Source organism: Glutamicibacter creatinolyticus, assembly GCF_006094275.1.
In the GTDB taxonomy this organism is placed as follows: Bacteria; Actinomycetota; Actinomycetes; order Actinomycetales; family Micrococcaceae; genus Glutamicibacter; species Glutamicibacter creatinolyticus.
In genome coordinates, this window is record NZ_CP034412.1 from 2,834,421 (window position 1) to 2,848,848 (window position 14,428).

The following is a 14,428-nucleotide window of genomic DNA, read 5'->3' on the forward strand; positions in this document are numbered from 1 at the left end:
ATGGCGGGCACAACCCCAAGTCTGCAGGTGTTGATTCCCAGCTTCGCGCGGGAAGCGGAACTGGCGGTCACCCTGGCCGGATTGGCCGGCCAGCAGGACTGTGAGTTCGGCGTGATCATCGCCGACCAGAACGACGCGACGCCCGGGTGGGAACACCCTGCCGTGGAGGCGATGGTCCGGGTGCTGCGCATCCAGGGCCGGACGGTCAGCCTGGAACGCAACCTGCCGCGCCGCGGCATGGCCCAGCAGCGCGACTTCCTGCTGCGCCGGGCCACCGCGGAACGGGTCCTGTTCCTGGACAATGACGTCTGGCTCACCCCGCAGGGGATCAGCCAGCTGCAGCAGGCCATGGACTGGGCCGGTTGCGGTTTCATCGGGGCCGCCGTGCAGGGGCTGTCCTACCTGAAGGACCGCCGGCCCCAGGAGCAGGAACCGTTCGAGCTGTGGGAGCAGCCGCCGCGGCCCGAAAGGCTGCGTCCGGGGGATGCGAACTTTGAGCGCTGGACGCTGCACAACGCCGCGAACCTGTCCCACATTGCCCAGCAGCTGGGGATCGGGCCGCAGCAGTGGCGGCTGTACAAGGTCGCCTGGGTGGGCGGCTGCGTGCTCTTTGACCGGGCGAAGCTCGAGGAATGCGGCGGGTTCGAATTCTGGCGCCAGCTGCCGGCGGCGCACGCCGGTGAGGACATGGTGGCGCAGCTGCGGGTCATGGAGCGCTTCGGCGGGGCCGGGCTCATCCCCTCCCCCGCGGTGCACCTGGAATCCGAGACCACGGTGACCGACCGCTCCACCGAAGCGGCCGATGTCGTCCTGGATTCCCCGCGGCCCGTCAAGGGCTAGAACCACGGCACAGGCAAAGACCCGGCCGACGGCACTGCTGCCGTCGGCCGGGTCCTTGCCAGCTGACCTGGCTGCCGGTCAGCGCTTGACGATCTTGAAGAAGGTGCTCGCCTCCCCGTCGGCCTTGTGCTCCTGGTAGAGCAGGGCCAGGCGTTCGGCGTCGAACTTGTCGAACCAGTCCTCCCAGGAAATGTGCTGCAAGGCGTCCTCCCCGGCGCCCCCGGGGAAGTCGAAGCGCAGGATGCCCGGGTCATCCGCGTCCCCGGTGGAACGCACGCAGGCAGGGCTGCCCTCGTTCTTCTCCACCCACTGACGAATCTCATCGTGGTCCACGGTGGTCTTCGATTCGGAAGCCATGTTCCCTCCTAGTACTCATCGGTGTTTGCCGCGGGCACCGGGGCGTGTGCGATGACAGGTCGCGGTGCCCATAGGCGCCACGCTACGCAGGCGCGCGCCGCGCTGGCCACGACCACCGGGAACTTTTCAGGTTCACCGAACACCCCTGCTGGCGCGGTTTGACGCCCCCGATGACCCAACATGACACTTCATGCCTTGAATTGATACCCAGTTTCACTACTATGGAGTAATCACAGTTTGTGACTGGACTCACACTTCCATCCCGCAAGGAGTACCGATGACTCGCCCAGCATCAAACCTCACCATGTCCGTTGCCGCGATCCTCGCCGAATCAGCCACCCGCTTCGGCGAGCGCAATGCCATCACCATGAGCGGGGTGAGCACCACCTACGCGCAGCTGTGGGATGAGACCCGGGCATATGCCGGCGCCCTGCGGGAACACGGCATCACCGAAGGGGACCGCGTCGCGGTGCTGATCCCCAACGTCACCGACTTCGCGCGGGTCTACTATGCGGTGTTGTCCTTGGGGGCCGTCGTAGTACCGATCCACGCGTTGCTTAAGCGGCACGAGATTGCCTACGTGCTGGAAGATTCGCAGGCCACCCTCATGATCTGCGCCGCCCCGCTGCTGGGCGAGGGCAGCGCAGGCGCCCAGGCCGCCGGGGTGCAGGTCTTCAGCGTCATGGCCCCGGAAGAGCTGGGCTCGGACCGGTTGGAGGACCGGGCCCAGCGCGCGGAAGCGATCACCACCTATGTTCCGCAGCACCCGGAGAACATGGCCACCATCTTGTACACCTCCGGCACCACGGGCAAGCCCAAGGGAGCCATGGGTTCACACCTGGCCCTGGTGGAGCAGACCAACACCCTGCTGGTGAACACCATTGACATGCGCGCCGGAGACAAGATCTTCGGCGGGCTGCCGCTGTTCCACATCTTCGGGCAGACCGCGGTGCTGAACACCGGGCTGCGGGCCGGCAGCGAACTCATGCTGCTGCCCAAGTTCACCGCGCAGGCTGCCCTGGACCTGCTGCTGGATGAGGAAATCGACGTGTTCATCGGGGTGCCCACCATGTATGTGGCGCTTTTGGAGGCTGGACGGCAGCGCACCGACAAGCCGACCAAGCTGCGCTACGGGGTCTCCGGCGGCGCGTCGCTGCCGGTGGCGGTGCTCGAGGCGTTCGAGGCCCGCTTCGGGGCGCGCATCCACGAGGCCTACGGGCTGACCGAAACCTCCCCGGCCGCCACCTTCAACCATGTGGGCCGCGAACCGCGTCCGGGCACCATCGGCACCCCGGTGTGGGGTGTGGATGTGGAGATCGCCGACCCGCTGGTTCGCGATTCGATCAAGCTGCTGCCGCGCGGGGAACTGGGCGAACTGGTGGTCCGCGGCCACAACCTGTTCTCCGGCTACCTGAACCGGCCCGAGGCGACGGCCGAGGCAATGGTGGACGGGTGGTTCCGCACCGGGGACCTGGGAACGAAGGACGAGGATGACTACCTGCGCATCATGGACCGCACCAAGGACATGATCCTGCGCAACGGCTACAACGTCTATCCGCGAGAGGTGGAGGAGGTGCTCATCAGCCATCCCGAGATCTCCAACGCGGCCGTCTACGGGGTGCCGCACCCCACCCATGGCCAGGAGGTGGCCGCTTCGGTGACACTGGAAGCCGGTTCAAACCTGGACGCCCGGAGCATCGGCACGTGGATCAGCGAACGGGTCGCCGCCTACAAGTACCCCCGCCACATTGAGGTCATTTCCGAGTTCCCGCTGGGTCCCAGCGGCAAGATCCTCAAGCGCGAGCTGGTGGCACGCCACGGCCAGGAGGACGCGCCGGGCCGGGGCACCCTGGCCGGGCAGGACAGCGCCACGGTTTAAGCCCGCCTGCCGGCCGGGACGGTTCGCACCCTGCGGACTGTCCCGGCCGGAGCGTGGCGTGAAGCAGTGTGGACCTTCAGGAATCCTGGCCCGCCTCGCCCTCGGGTCGGTGGGTGGAAAAATCGGGTCGGCGGTGTTCAAGGAACGCTCGGCGCCCCTCGGCCAGGTCCGTGCTGGTCGCGTTCTGCGCCCACAACCGCCGCCAGTGCTCCGTCACCTGCCCGTTTGCAGGATCCATCCCCATGACCTGCTTGGTCTGCCGGATGGAGAACGGTGAATTGGCCACCAGCCGCCCGGTCAGGTCCTCCAGCGCCCGCTCCATGCCGTCGGCCGGCACCAGGTCGGTGAAGAGATTCCAGTCCACGGCCGTCGCCGCGCTGATGGACGCGGCGCTGAACAGCAGGTAGCGGGCTCGGCTCTGGCCGACGCGGTCGCGCAGGCGCTCAATGCCGCGCTGCGGGTAGACCAGCCCGAGCTTGGCCGGGGTGATGGCGAAGCGGACGTTCTCCGCCGCCAGCTGGATGTCGCAAGCCGCGGCCAGCTGCCACGCTCCACCAAAGCAGTTGCCCTCCACGGCCGCCACGGTGGGCACCGGGCAGCTCGTGATGGCCGTATCGAGCAGGTCAAAGTGGTTCAGCGGGCTGCCCTGTCGATCCTCATCGAAGAGCACCCGGTCCATCTCGTTGATGGCGATGCCGGCGCTGAATTCCTTGCCCTCTCCGCGCAGAATGATGCACCTGATGTGCGGGTCCTCCCCCAGGCACGCCAGGGCCTGGATGAGTTCCTGGCACATGCCCAGCGTCAGCGCGTTGTGCTGGGCCGGATTGCGCAACCAGATGGTCGCGACCTGCCCGCTTCTGTCCACCGTTATTTCCTGGAAGGTTTGCTTCATCCCCGTGCCTTGGTTTCGTGGTTCGCCCGCCGCCGGGTTTTTCCGGCCGCCCGGCCCCTTGGCCCCGTCCTTGCGGTCATTGTCCGGCAAGCTCATCCCCAGCGTTCCTGCCCGGTTCCCGCCGGCGCATGCAGCGTCCGCTGATAGTTGCCCGGGGTCACCCCCACCAGAGCGGTGAATGCATCAATGAAGGTGCTGGGGTTGCTCCACCCGCAGGCCGTGGCGGTATCGAGCACGGACACCCCGTCGGTGAGCAACAGCAGGGCGTGGTGGATGCGCAGCTGGGTGCGCCACTGTCGGAAACTCATTCCGGTTTCGGCCTGGAAAAGGCGGCTGAGGGTGCGTTCGCTCGCCCCGACGCGGTGCCCCAGTTCCCTCAGGCTGGCCGGGTCGGCCAGGTCGCGTCCCACCAGGCGGGTGACGGCGCGCAGCCGGTCGTTGTGCGGTTCGGGCAGGTGCAGGGGCTGTTCCGGCGTCACGGTGAGTTCATCAATGATCACCATGCGCAACCGGTCACGCACCGCCGCTGCCCGCCGCCGCTGCCCGGTCAGGGCAAGGGTGGCCTCACGGGCCAGTGGCGAGACGGCCAGCACGGCCGGGCGTTCGGGCAGCAGCGCGGCGAAACGCTCTCCCATGAAAACGATCCGCATGTCGGTGTTGCCGTGGGCGCGGTGCTGATGCATGAACCCTCCGGGGATCCACACCGCACGGTTCCAGGGGGCAATCCAGGATCCGGCATCGGTGAGCATGGATAGCACCCCGCTGGCCGGATACACCAGGTGGCCTTCATCGTGAAGGTGGGCGGGCGTGAAGTGATCGTGCCCGAGCAGCAGCGTCTGCTCTGGTGAAAGCAGGTCGTGGCGAGTTTTCAGCATCAAGAGTCACTCTACCGGTTGAGCGTCAGGGGTGGCGGGCGAAAACATGGAAGCACAGTGCACCACCGCGCCTAAGGCCGGCGACCACGGCCAGGGATCTGGCCCAACGCACTTTTATCCCCCGAACGATGTTGAAGCAAGGATCCGATGACCCCGCGCCCCGAAGACGCCGCTGCCCTGGAAACCTATCCCGTTCCCGGCGGTGAACCTCCCTCCGCCCCGGAGGTGGGCCAGCCCGCCGAACGCGCCCATGGCCGGTGGGCGCTGCTGCTGCTCGGTGCGGGGCTGATCCTGATCGGCCTGAACCTGCGCATTGGCGTGGCGGCGATCGGCCCGGTCCTGGCAGAGATCCGCCAGACGCTGGGCCTGTCGGCCACCGCGGCAAGCCTGCTCACCACCATCCCGGTCTTCGCCTTCGGGGTCTTCGCGTTCCTCACCCCCGGGCTGACCCGTCGGATCGGGATGCACCGGCTGCTGGGCGTGACCATGCTGACGCTCGCGGCGGGAATCCTGCTTCGTCTGCACCCCAGCCTGCTGGCCCTGTTCGCCGGCACCGTGCTGGTGGGCGCCGCGATCGCGGTGGGCAATGTGGTGATGCCCGCAGCCATCAAACAGGACTTTGCGCACCGTGCGGGGTTGATGATGGGCCTGTACTCCACCGCGCTGTTTGTCGGCGCCGCCCTGGCATCGGGTCTCACCGCACCCCTGGTCACCGCGCTGGACGGGAAGTGGCAGGCGGCCCTGGCGCTCTGGGCGGTGCCCGCGCTGCTGGCGCTGCTGGTCTGGGTCCCGCAGCTGGGCCGCTTTCCGGGACGGCTCAAGGCCAGCCCGGCCGTGGCCGATGCCCCCACCGAACGCGGTGAACCGCCGTTCCGGGCAATGCTCGCCGATCCGGTGGCGATCGCGGTCACGGTTCTCATGGGCCTGCAAAGCGTCAGCTACTACGTCGCGCTGGCCTGGGTTCCCACGATGCTGCAGGATGCCGGCATGGATGCCAGCACCGCCGGGTGGATGCTTGCCTACTCCGCCTTCCCCGGCATCGTGGCCTCACTGTTCACCCCGGCCCTGGCCGTGCGGGTGCGGGCCACCTGGCTGCCGGTGGTGCTGGCCGTGGCCCTGACCGGCGCCGCCTACCTCGGTCTGGCGTTCCTCCCCGCCACCGGCGCGCTGGTGTGGATGACGCTGCTCGGGTTGGGGCAGGGCGCCTCGATCAGCCTGTCGCTGTCCTACATTGTCTGGCGCTCACCCAACACCCATTTCACCGGCCACCTCTCGACCATGGCGCAGGGCTTTGGCTACCTGCTAGCGGGCCTGGGGCCCATCGGCATCGGCGCGCTGCACGGGCTCACCGGTGAATGGGTCGTGCCGATCGGCGTCCTGGGCGTGCTGCTGGTGGCCCAGCTGGTGGCCGGCATCGCCGCCAGCCGTCCCCGGCTCGTGCAGGCCCGCGGATGGCAGGATCCGGAATCGCCAACCCCGGCGGTCACCGAGCGCGTGGAAGCCTAGGTCCCTAACCTCCGGGCAACCAGCGCACCGGCCACCGCTGGGGGGCAGCCGTGGTGTTGCGTGGCCCGTTCCCAGCCCGAGTGCCCCAGCCCTGGCTTGCCCTGCCCCCGGGGTGATCGGCGGCAAGGCCAATGGGGGTTCCACCGGGGATGGCATGTCACACTGTAACCGTGGACGCACAGATCATTTACACCATCCTTGCTGGCGTGCTGCTGGTGGTTTCCGCCCTGGGCACCATCTTCCCGGTGCTGCCCGGCTCCCTGCTGGCGATCCTGACCCTGCTGGGGTGGGGTTGGCTGCTGGGCAGCGCCGCCTCCTGGTGGGCGGCCGGCCTGGGCATGCTGATCGCCGCCCTGGGGTGGTCCGCCTCCGCGGTGCTCACCGGGCGCAAGCTCAAGCAACACCGGGTGCCGCGCGGCTCCATCTTCTGGGCCCTGCTGGGCGCGGTGATCGGCGCCTTCGTCATCCCGGTGCTCGGACTGTTCGTCGGCTTCGCGGTGGGCCTGTTCGCCGGCGAAGCCCGCCGCCACCGGGATCTGGGCACCGCCTTTGACTCGTCCTGGTCGGCGCTGAAGGCGATGGGCTGGGGCATCCTGATTGAATTTGGGTGCGTGCTGTTGGCCAGCTCCATTTGGGTCATCGGCCTGATCACCCACTTCGCCACCCGCTGATGCGCAACGGAAAACCGTCCTAGATCCAGCCGTTGTCCTGCGCCACCCGGGCCGCTTCGATCCGGTTCGCCGCACTGGTCTTGCCAATCGCACTGGATAGATGGTTGCGCACGGTGCCCACGGAGAGGTGGATCTGCGTGGCGATCGCGGACACCGGCTGGCCGCTGGATGCCAGGGCCAGCACTTCACGTTCCCGCTCCGTCAATGGGTTCACCGCCGACTGGACACTGATCATCGCCAGCTTCGGATCAACCACCCGGCCCCCTGCGTACACCCGGCGGACCGCGGCGGCCAACTCGGCCGGGGAGGCGTCCTTGACCAGGAAGCCGTGGGCCCCGGCGTCGAAGGCCTGGCGGAAATATCCCGGACGGTCAAAGGTGGTGACAATCAGGATCTTCACCCCCGGATGCTCCGCCCGCACCTGCATCGCGGTGCTCAACCCATCCTGCCGGGGCATCTGGATATCCAGCAGGGCCACGTCCACCGGGTGTTCAGCCAGGGCCGCGGCCACCTCGTCCCCGTCGGAGCATTCGGCGACCACCTCAATGTCCGCCTCCAGGCTCAGCAGCGCGGCCAGCGCCCCGCGCACCAGATGCTGGTCATCGGCGATCAACACCCTGATCATGTATTGCTCCCCGTCCGCCCAAAATCAATGTCCACGCTGGTGCCGCCCAGCGCCGACTCCCCCACCGTACAGCTGGCCCCAAACAGCCGGGCCCGTTCGCGCATGCCGCGGATGCCGTGACCTTCGGCGGCGGCGCCCAGCCCGTCCCCGTCATCAGCAACGCTGACGCTGTGCTGCTCCAGGCGCACCCACACCGCGGAGGCGTGGGCATGGCGCAGCACATTGGTCATGGCCTCGCGCACCACCCAGGCCACATGGGAGCGCAGCGCGGAGGGAATGTGTTCGGCGTTGCCCACCAGGTTGAAGGTAATCCCGTTATCGGCGCACGCCCGACGCAGCTCCTCCAGCTCCGCACCCAGATCCTCTCGGTTGATCCCGTGCACCGTGGTGCGCACCGAATCCAGGGCGGAGACCGCCAGGCTGGACAGCTGCTCCACCTCGCCGCGGGCCCGCTCGTACTGCCCGGCGTCCATCAGCTGCAACGCCAGCTGGGCCTTGAGGTTCAGGGCAGTCAGTGAATGCCCCACCCCGTCATGCACGTCGCGGGCCATTCGTTCCTGTTCGCTGAGCACCAGGTAGTCCGCCCGCAACTGTTCGGCCGCCACCGAATGCTCGATCGCGCTGGAGGTGACGTAGTAGATGACCATCAGCACCAGGTTCAGGCCGATCAAAAACAGCATGTCCAGGAAATCGCCAAAAATGACCGGCAGCGCAAAGCAGAGCACCGTGGCCACCGCGTAGGTGGGGTACAGGACCCTGCGCGGCAGCAGGAAGGCGGCATAGGAAGTGATGAACGGAATCAGGCCCAGGCTGCCGCTGCGCAGCACCGGGATGCCCAGCAGCACAATGCCCACCAGCGCGCCGAAGTACCACAACGCCTCCGCCTGGCGGGCACCGCCAAAACCCACCGCCCAGGAAAACCGGGCATAGCCGCGCAGGTACACGGCGGCGAACACCGCGGTCAGACCCAACCCGATGACCCGGATGGCGGCGGGGTACTCCCCCTGGATCAGCTGCAGGACCGGGAAGATCAGAAACAGGATCCAAACCCCGGAGATCCACCAGCCAAAACGGGCCCAGAACTCATCGGCCTCGCGTTGCGAGGCCTCTAATCCCGTCACTGCCGCGCCCGCGCCTTGCGGGTCGCAACGACCGCGAACACCGCGAAGATCACTGCCCATAGCACCAGATTAGTCACTGGCATCCACAATGGGTCGGGGGCGAACCCGGTTTCCGGGGCCACCTCGCGCAACTGCAGGTAGCGGATCAGCGCCACGTAGCCGTACATCGGGGTGAACCGGGCAATGTCCAGCATCATGCCCTCCAGCGGCATGAACACGTTGCCGAAGAAGGCGAAGAAGACCATCAGCCCACCGGCCAGGCCCAGTGCGGACTCGGATTTGAAGACCATGCCCACCCCGATTCCGTAGCAGGCAAAGATCAGCGAACCGCCGATGGTGATCAGGTAGCTGGCCGCCCAAATCCAGTTCTCGCTCACCTGCGCCCCGGTCGCCGCACCCAGGGCAAAGACCAGGGCCGAGGAGATCGCGGCCACCGTGGTGGCCACGAGCATCTTCGAGGAGACAAATGTCGCCGGTGGCATGCGGGTCAGCGCCACCTGGCGGCCCCAGCCCTGCATGGTTTCGGTGGCCACGGTGCCGGCAATCGCCACCGTGGAGACGGCCGCGCCGTAGGCGGCCATGGACACCATGACGTAGAACTTCACGTTGCCGAAGCCCAGTTCCTGATCCGTGTAGGAGGGGATGTTGCCAAAGAGCACGTACATGGCGCTGGGCATCAGCAGGGAGAAGACCAGGTTGTAGCCGTCGCGCAGGTGCCGGGCGAACTCGACCCGGATGTAGGTGGCGTTCATGATGCGTCCTGCGTGAGGTGAATGAAGGCTTCCTCCAGACTGGGCGCGGTGATCTCCAGGTCATAGGCCCCGCACTCGGTCAGCAGAAGGCGGGCAAAAGCGTCCGAGTCCTGGCAGCGGAAGATGGCGCGAAGGCCGTTGCGCTCCTCCAGCCGCACCTGGCCTGCACCGTTTAGTGCGTGGTCAATCGATGCGGCGGTGGGCAGGGTCGCCACGACCTTGCGCCCGGAGATCATCTGGCGCAGCTGTTCGGTGGCGCCGTCGGCAACCACCTGGCCGTGGGCCATCAGCACCGTGCGTTCGGCAAAGTTTTGCGCCTCTTCCAGATAGTGGGTGGCAAAGATGATGGTGCGCCCCTCGGTGGCCTCGGCCCGCATGGTTTGCCAGAAGTCACGCCGGGCCCGCACATCCATGCCGGCGGTCGGCTCGTCCAGGATCAGCACATCCGGGTCGGGCAGCAGGGCCAGGGCGAACTTGATGCGCTGCTGTTCACCGCCGGAGCATTTGCCGACCCGCCGCTTGCCGATGGCGTCCAGGCCAGTGCGCTGTATGACCGCTTCAACCCGTTCGGTCATCCGGTGCATGGAGGCGATGACCGTGATCGTTTCGCGTACCGTCATGTCCCGCAGCAGCCCTCCGGTCTGCATGACCGCCGAGACCCGTCCGCTCTTGACCGCGCGGTGCGGGTCCAGACCCAGCACGCAGGCAGTGCCGCTGGTTGGCGGGGTGAGCCCGAGGATCATGTCCACCGTGGTGGTCTTGCCCGCGCCGTTGGGGCCCAGCAGCGCGACGATCTGCCCGGTGGGGATCACCAAATCCAGGTCCCTGACCGCCTCGACGCGGGTGCCGCCGGCGCTGAAGGTCTTGCCCAACCCCTGCAGGGTGACGGCGTCGGCTTTCGTCAGTGTTTGCATGTTTCCCAGTCTGGTTTGGGCGGGCGGCAACGCGAAGAGCCAAAAGTCATGAGCTGGGCATGACGAATGTCATGGGGCGGCATCGCGTCTAGCGCCGGCGGGGGCGGTGATTTCGCTCAATTGGCTGGGAAACTCTCAGAATAATCCCGTAATCTTCTTACCGTGCCTGATCTTTCTTCCCTAGCCTCTTTTGCATCCCAGGGCGGCGTACTGCCGCTGGGTGCCGCGTTTCTGCCTGACTGGCTGAACCCTGCCGTATTCCTGAACGACCCTGCCCTCGGCCCCTGGGTGCTGCTGCTGGTGTGCGGCATCGTATTCGCCGAAACCGGCCTTTTGGTCGGCTTCTTCCTGCCCGGGGACTCCATGCTGTTCACGGTGGGAATGCTCATTGCCACCGGAACCATTCACATCCCGTTGTGGCTGTTCTGCCTGGCGATTTTCGTCTGTGCCTTCGCCGGTGACCAGACCGGTTACATGATCGGCAAGAAGACGGGGCCCGCGATCTTCAAACGCGAGGACTCCCGCTTCTTCTCGCAGTCCAATGTCCGGCGTGCCCACGACTTCTTTGAGCGCTTTGGCGGCCGTGCTGTGGTCCTGGCCCGTTTCGTGCCGGTGGTGCGCACGTTCGTCCCGGTCATCGCCGGTGTGGCGAAGATGAAGCACAGCACCTTTGTGTGGTTCAACCTTCTCGGTGCCCTGCTCTGGGGCGTCGGGGTGACCATGCTGGGCTACTGGCTGGGACAGATCGAGTGGATCGAGCAGAACATCGACCTGATCTTCATCCTGATCGTTTTCATCTCGATCATCCCGATCGTTTTCGAGTTGGTCAAGGCATCGATGACCGCGCGGAAGAACGCCAAGGCCGAGAGCCAGGATGCTCCGGCTCAGGAATCCCGCTCGAACTCCACCAACAACTAGATCACCACGGCTGCCGGGCATCCTGCGTCCGGGGAACCGCCTGCGGGGCTCCCGGCGCAGGGAGGGCTAGGCAGAACGGCGGCGGAACTGTCCGCCGCCCCATTGCACGCCGCGGCGCATCAACCACTGGTCACAGGGTTGGATGCAGCCGCGGCGTACTCCGTGGCAGACAATGTCGGCGGCATCATCCAACAGCCGGGCCGTGGCCGCACCGGCCGGGCGTACCGCGTTCATCAACACCTCGCAGTCACAGTACGCACCAAGCAGATTGATCTTGCGTTCCAGGGCAGTGGCGCGTGGTGCCGCGGTGTTCCGGTAGTGGATGAGGAACCGCAGCGTGCAATCGCAGTCAAAGTCCCGGGCCATTCGGTACAAAAAGCAGATCAGACATTCGTGGTCCACGGGTTCGGGCAGATCCGACATGTCGGCTCCTTTACTGCTGGAGGGATCAGGTCCCTGCCAGCTTCACCGCTTCACGCCCGCGCCGCGGCCAGTCGCCGCCGGTTTGTGGACAACCACCCGCAATGGGTCTCTTGCCTACAAATCCCAGTTGACTAACCTACATGCCTTGCAAGGAATGCTTCGACGCGGTCCAGCGCTTCGGCCACGCGCTCATACCCGGCGGCAAAGGACAGCCTGATGTACTGGTGCCCTGCAAAGGGATCAAAATCGCCGCCCGGGGTCAGGGCCACTCCCGCCTCCTGCAAGAGGACGGCGCAGTAGTCCGAGGCCGTTTCAAATTCGGCCAACACCTCCTGGGCGAGCTTCCCGTAAAGGTAGAACGCTCCGTCGGCAGGGGCCGCCTGGCTAATGCCGAGCTTGTGCAGCCCCTCCAGGACCAGGGCGCGGGTCCGGGCGAACTCCGCCACCCGTTCCTCGGCCTCCCGGTAGCTGGATTCCTCGAATGCCGCGAGCACCGCCTGCTGTGCCGTGGCCGGGGCGCACAGCGCTAGGTTTGAGGCCAGCGCATCCACGGCCTCGACCAGGTCGTCGGGCACCAGCATCCAGCCCAGCCGCCAGCCGGTCATGCCCCAGTATTTGGAGAAGGAAGAAACAACGATGGCGCTGTCCGAATACTTCCAGGCGGTCTGCGAACGACGCTCGGGGTCAAACTCGATGCCGTGGTAGATCTCGTCGCTGACCAGCCGCACCCCCTGCTCGTGGCACCAGCTGGCAAGCTGGTCCAATTCGGCTTCGGAGAACATGGTGCCGGTCGGGTTGTTCGGTGAGGCGATGATCAGCCCGTCCAGTCGTCCGTGTTCGGCCCGGGCCTTTTCCAACAGTTCGACACTGGGTTGGAAACGTTCGGCCGGCCCGGTGGGCAGATCCACGACTGTTAGCCCCAACGCCTGCAGGATGTTGGCGTAGGCCGGATATCCGGGCCGCGCCAGCGCGACCACGTCTCCCTGGTCAAAGGCGGCTAGGAACGCCAGCTGGAAGGCTCCGGAGGAGCCGGTGGTCATCACCACGTTCTCCACCGGCACCGGCACCGCGTACTGGCGGTGGTAGTGCCCGGCCACCGCTTGGCGGGTGGAGGTCAGGCCGCGGGCGGGGGTATAGCCAAATTCCTGGTGTTCGCCGTGCAATGCGGCGGCCCGGTCGTTCACGGCCCCGGGGGCGCCGCCACCGGGTTCGCCAACGCACAAGGAGATCACGTCCTGGCCGTGGGCGCGCAACACCGCCACCTGCTCGACAATCTTCATGACTTCAAAGCCCGGAACCTGGGCGCGGCGGGAAACCTTCATTTCTTGGCCTGCACCTTGAATTCGCGCGGGCGCACCGGGTGGCGGGAGAGGATGGAGATGCGGTTGAACGCATTCATGGAGATGGCCAGCCACTGGATGACGGAGAACTCCTCGTCGCTGAGCACCATTCGGGCGCTGGCCAGTGCGGCGACCCGCTCGTCATGGCACGGCAGCTCCGTCGCGGCTTCGGCGATGACCAGGGCGGCGCGTTCGCGCTCGTCAAAAAGATCCGCGTCCTCCCACACCCCCAGCAGGGCGATGCGCTGCATGCTCTCCCCGGCCTCCAGGGCGCGGCGGGTGTGCAGGTCCAGGCAGTAGGAACACCCGTTGATCTGTGAAACCCGCAGGTTCACCAGTTCTGCCAAGCGGGCGCCAATGCCGGCCTTGCGGTACGACTCCCCCAGCTGCTCGGAGAAGGCGACGATGGAGCGCCACAGCTCGGGATTGGACTTGTCCAGGAACAGCGGATCAGAAACAGCCATAAGCCGAGTCTAGTATGCGCCCCCGCTCCCCGAGCCAGCGGATGCCGGCGGGCCGTGCCGGTTCCGGCACGGCCCGCCGGCGTGAGTCCCCAATTTCCTTTCGCTCCCGGTCAGCGTGCGACTGCCCGGGTCCGAGGGGCTAGGTCAGCTGCAAGGTGGTCAGGCAGGTCGCGTCCTCATCGGAGACCGTGGAAATGTTGGTCGTTCCGCTCTTGCCCTGTGCCTCGACCGTCAGAGTCCCCTCCATGCCGCGTGGCAGCCAGAGCCCCACAAATCCGTTGTCGAAGGTTTGCATGGATTCGTCCACGAGCTTCTGCCCGGTCTTGTTGTCGGTGACGGTGACCTTCACGTCGGAGTTCTGCATCTCCCCCAGGCAGGTGGTCAGGCTGTGGAAGTGGCAGTCGTGGGTCTGCTGCTGGTAGGGGGCGAAGGACAGGTAGAACTTGTCCTCCGGCATCGGCAGGGTGACTTCCTGCTGGTCATCCATGAGAACCAGTCCCGCGGGCCGCACCGAGGCGATCAGGCTTTGGCTGCGTTCGCTCACCGGCAGGGCATCCAGCCGGTCGATGATCTGGGTGGTGTTCAATCCGTCGAGCCCCTGGGCGGTCAGGAACTGCTGCGTGGAGTCGGCGGCCTGCACGCTGGTGGTGGGGGCCGGTTCCGGGGTGCTGCTGCACCCGTTCAGGGCCAGCGCCCCCACGGCGAGCACTCCTAGGACACGGGCTGTGTGTCCGGTGGCGGTGCGGTGGCGGGTGTGCTTGGTTGTTGTCGGCTTTGCCATGGTGGTTCCTCGTGCTGGGGTGCGCGGTGGGCCAGGGGCCCACCGCGCGTGGAGTGGAGTGTTTTTTTGG

16 protein-coding genes are annotated in these 14,428 nt (G+C 66.6%); 5 read left to right on the top strand and 11 right to left on the bottom strand.

Translation table 11 applies throughout. The features are described 5' to 3' along the window. Positions 1 to 840, top strand: coding sequence for a glycosyltransferase (locus GcLGCM259_RS13040; protein WP_138926872.1), 840 nt, complete (start codon positions 1 to 3; stop codon positions 838 to 840). Positions 841 to 918: 78 nt separating this feature from the next. Here GcLGCM259_RS13040 and GcLGCM259_RS13045 read toward each other — a convergent pair whose 3' ends face one another. After that, positions 919 to 1,197, bottom strand: a complete 279-nt coding sequence (locus GcLGCM259_RS13045; RefSeq protein WP_138175643.1) for a hypothetical protein — start codon at positions 1,195 to 1,197, stop codon at positions 919 to 921. Between the two features lie 277 nt (positions 1,198 to 1,474). Between GcLGCM259_RS13045 and GcLGCM259_RS13050 the strand changes: the two genes are divergently transcribed. Then, positions 1,475 to 3,076, top strand: coding sequence for a long-chain-fatty-acid--CoA ligase (locus GcLGCM259_RS13050; protein ID WP_138926873.1), 1,602 nt, complete (start codon positions 1,475 to 1,477; stop codon positions 3,074 to 3,076). A 76-nt stretch (positions 3,077 to 3,152) separates the two neighbouring features. Here the strand turns inward: GcLGCM259_RS13050 and GcLGCM259_RS13055 are convergent, their stop codons facing one another. Beyond that, positions 3,153 to 3,968 carry an enoyl-CoA hydratase/isomerase family protein gene (locus GcLGCM259_RS13055; protein ID WP_175419429.1) on the bottom strand — a complete coding sequence of 272 codons (816 nt, stop codon included), beginning with the start codon at positions 3,966 to 3,968 and terminating at the stop codon, positions 3,153 to 3,155. A gap of 92 nt (positions 3,969 to 4,060) precedes the next feature. Beyond that, positions 4,061 to 4,843, bottom strand: a complete 783-nt coding sequence (locus tag GcLGCM259_RS13060; protein ID WP_138927262.1) for an AraC family transcriptional regulator — start codon at positions 4,841 to 4,843, stop codon at positions 4,061 to 4,063. Between the two features lie 147 nt (positions 4,844 to 4,990). Here GcLGCM259_RS13060 and GcLGCM259_RS13065 point away from each other — a divergent pair, with 147 nt between their 5' ends. Both GcLGCM259_RS13065 and GcLGCM259_RS13070 read left to right on the top strand, forming a co-directional pair. Continuing rightward, entirely contained in the window at positions 4,991 to 6,349 is a 1,359-nt protein-coding gene (locus GcLGCM259_RS13065; RefSeq protein WP_175419430.1) for a CynX/NimT family MFS transporter, read from the top strand. Positions 6,350 to 6,519: 170 nt separating this feature from the next. Further along, positions 6,520 to 7,020 carry a DUF456 domain-containing protein gene (locus tag GcLGCM259_RS13070; RefSeq protein WP_138926875.1) on the top strand — a complete coding sequence of 167 codons (501 nt, stop codon included), beginning with the start codon at positions 6,520 to 6,522 and terminating at the stop codon, positions 7,018 to 7,020. A gap of 19 nt (positions 7,021 to 7,039) precedes the next feature. Here the strand turns inward: GcLGCM259_RS13070 and GcLGCM259_RS13075 are convergent, their stop codons facing one another. The 4 genes from GcLGCM259_RS13075 to GcLGCM259_RS13090 are packed head-to-tail and all read right to left on the bottom strand — an operon-like array spanning position 7,040 to position 10,432. Then, on the bottom strand, positions 7,040 to 7,645 hold the full coding sequence (locus GcLGCM259_RS13075; protein WP_138926876.1) for a response regulator transcription factor: 606 nt from the start codon (positions 7,643 to 7,645) through the stop codon (positions 7,040 to 7,042). Then, positions 7,642 to 8,766 (bottom strand): sensor histidine kinase, encoded by a 1,125-nt coding sequence (locus GcLGCM259_RS13080; protein ID WP_175419431.1) that lies wholly within the window; start codon positions 8,764 to 8,766, stop codon positions 7,642 to 7,644. The genes GcLGCM259_RS13075 and GcLGCM259_RS13080 overlap by 4 nt, the downstream gene beginning before the upstream one ends. Beyond that, positions 8,763 to 9,518: an ABC transporter permease gene (locus GcLGCM259_RS13085; RefSeq protein WP_138926878.1), complete on the bottom strand. Its 756-nt coding sequence runs from the start codon at positions 9,516 to 9,518 to the stop codon at positions 8,763 to 8,765. Before GcLGCM259_RS13085 ends, GcLGCM259_RS13080 begins: the two co-directional genes overlap by 4 nt. Beyond that, positions 9,515 to 10,432: an ABC transporter ATP-binding protein gene (locus GcLGCM259_RS13090; protein ID WP_138926879.1), complete on the bottom strand. Its 918-nt coding sequence runs from the start codon at positions 10,430 to 10,432 to the stop codon at positions 9,515 to 9,517. Before GcLGCM259_RS13090 ends, GcLGCM259_RS13085 begins: the two co-directional genes overlap by 4 nt. 162 nt (positions 10,433 to 10,594) lie before the next feature. Here GcLGCM259_RS13090 and GcLGCM259_RS13095 point away from each other — a divergent pair, with 162 nt between their 5' ends. Then, a complete protein-coding gene (locus GcLGCM259_RS13095) occupies positions 10,595 to 11,350 on the top strand; it encodes a DedA family protein (RefSeq protein ID WP_175419432.1) in 756 nt (251 codons plus the stop codon). 66 nt (positions 11,351 to 11,416) lie between these two features. Here GcLGCM259_RS13095 and GcLGCM259_RS13100 read toward each other — a convergent pair whose 3' ends face one another. The 4 genes from GcLGCM259_RS13100 to GcLGCM259_RS13115 all read right to left on the bottom strand — a co-directional run bounded on the left by GcLGCM259_RS13100 (position 11,417) and on the right by GcLGCM259_RS13115 (position 14,358). Next, on the bottom strand, positions 11,417 to 11,773 hold the full coding sequence (locus tag GcLGCM259_RS13100; RefSeq protein WP_138926880.1) for a DUF2695 domain-containing protein: 357 nt from the start codon (positions 11,771 to 11,773) through the stop codon (positions 11,417 to 11,419). Between the two features lie 131 nt (positions 11,774 to 11,904). Continuing rightward, the gene (locus GcLGCM259_RS13105; RefSeq protein WP_138926881.1) at positions 11,905 to 13,095 is read right to left on the bottom strand and encodes a pyridoxal phosphate-dependent aminotransferase; all 1,191 of its coding nucleotides are present in this window, start codon (positions 13,093 to 13,095) and stop codon (positions 11,905 to 11,907) included. Further along, positions 13,092 to 13,577, bottom strand: coding sequence for a carboxymuconolactone decarboxylase family protein (locus tag GcLGCM259_RS13110; protein WP_138926882.1), 486 nt, complete (start codon positions 13,575 to 13,577; stop codon positions 13,092 to 13,094). The genes GcLGCM259_RS13105 and GcLGCM259_RS13110 overlap by 4 nt, the downstream gene beginning before the upstream one ends. Positions 13,578 to 13,716: 139 nt before the next feature. After that, complete coding sequence (locus tag GcLGCM259_RS13115; RefSeq protein WP_175419433.1) at positions 13,717 to 14,358, bottom strand: CueP family metal-binding protein; 642 nt, start codon at positions 14,356 to 14,358, stop codon at positions 13,717 to 13,719. Positions 14,359 to 14,428: the final 70 nt, after the last annotated feature.

Excerpts from the sequence above, each read along its gene's own strand:
- GcLGCM259_RS13050 (WP_138926873.1), top strand. The coding sequence starts at position 1,475 with ATGACTCGCCCAGCATCAAACCTCACCATGTCCGTTGCCGCGATCCTC.
- GcLGCM259_RS13060 (WP_138927262.1), bottom strand. The coding sequence starts at position 4,843 with ATGCTGAAAACTCGCCACGACCTGCTTTCACCAGAGCAGACGCTGCTG.
- GcLGCM259_RS13100 (WP_138926880.1), bottom strand. The coding sequence starts at position 11,773 with ATGTCGGATCTGCCCGAACCCGTGGACCACGAATGTCTGATCTGCTTT.
- GcLGCM259_RS13065 (WP_175419430.1), top strand. The coding sequence starts at position 4,991 with ATGACCCCGCGCCCCGAAGACGCCGCTGCCCTGGAAACCTATCCCGTT.
- GcLGCM259_RS13115 (WP_175419433.1), bottom strand. The coding sequence starts at position 14,358 with ATGGCAAAGCCGACAACAACCAAGCACACCCGCCACCGCACCGCCACC.
- GcLGCM259_RS13085 (WP_138926878.1), bottom strand. The coding sequence starts at position 9,518 with ATGAACGCCACCTACATCCGGGTCGAGTTCGCCCGGCACCTGCGCGAC.
- GcLGCM259_RS13045 (WP_138175643.1), bottom strand. The coding sequence starts at position 1,197 with ATGGCTTCCGAATCGAAGACCACCGTGGACCACGATGAGATTCGTCAG.
- GcLGCM259_RS13055 (WP_175419429.1), bottom strand. The coding sequence starts at position 3,968 with ATGAAGCAAACCTTCCAGGAAATAACGGTGGACAGAAGCGGGCAGGTC.
- GcLGCM259_RS13040 (WP_138926872.1), top strand. The coding sequence starts at position 1 with ATGGCGGGCACAACCCCAAGTCTGCAGGTGTTGATTCCCAGCTTCGCG.
- GcLGCM259_RS13110 (WP_138926882.1), bottom strand. The coding sequence starts at position 13,577 with ATGGCTGTTTCTGATCCGCTGTTCCTGGACAAGTCCAATCCCGAGCTG.
- GcLGCM259_RS13090 (WP_138926879.1), bottom strand. The coding sequence starts at position 10,432 with ATGCAAACACTGACGAAAGCCGACGCCGTCACCCTGCAGGGGTTGGGC.
- GcLGCM259_RS13075 (WP_138926876.1), bottom strand. The coding sequence starts at position 7,645 with ATGATCAGGGTGTTGATCGCCGATGACCAGCATCTGGTGCGCGGGGCG.
- GcLGCM259_RS13105 (WP_138926881.1), bottom strand. The coding sequence starts at position 13,095 with ATGAAGGTTTCCCGCCGCGCCCAGGTTCCGGGCTTTGAAGTCATGAAG.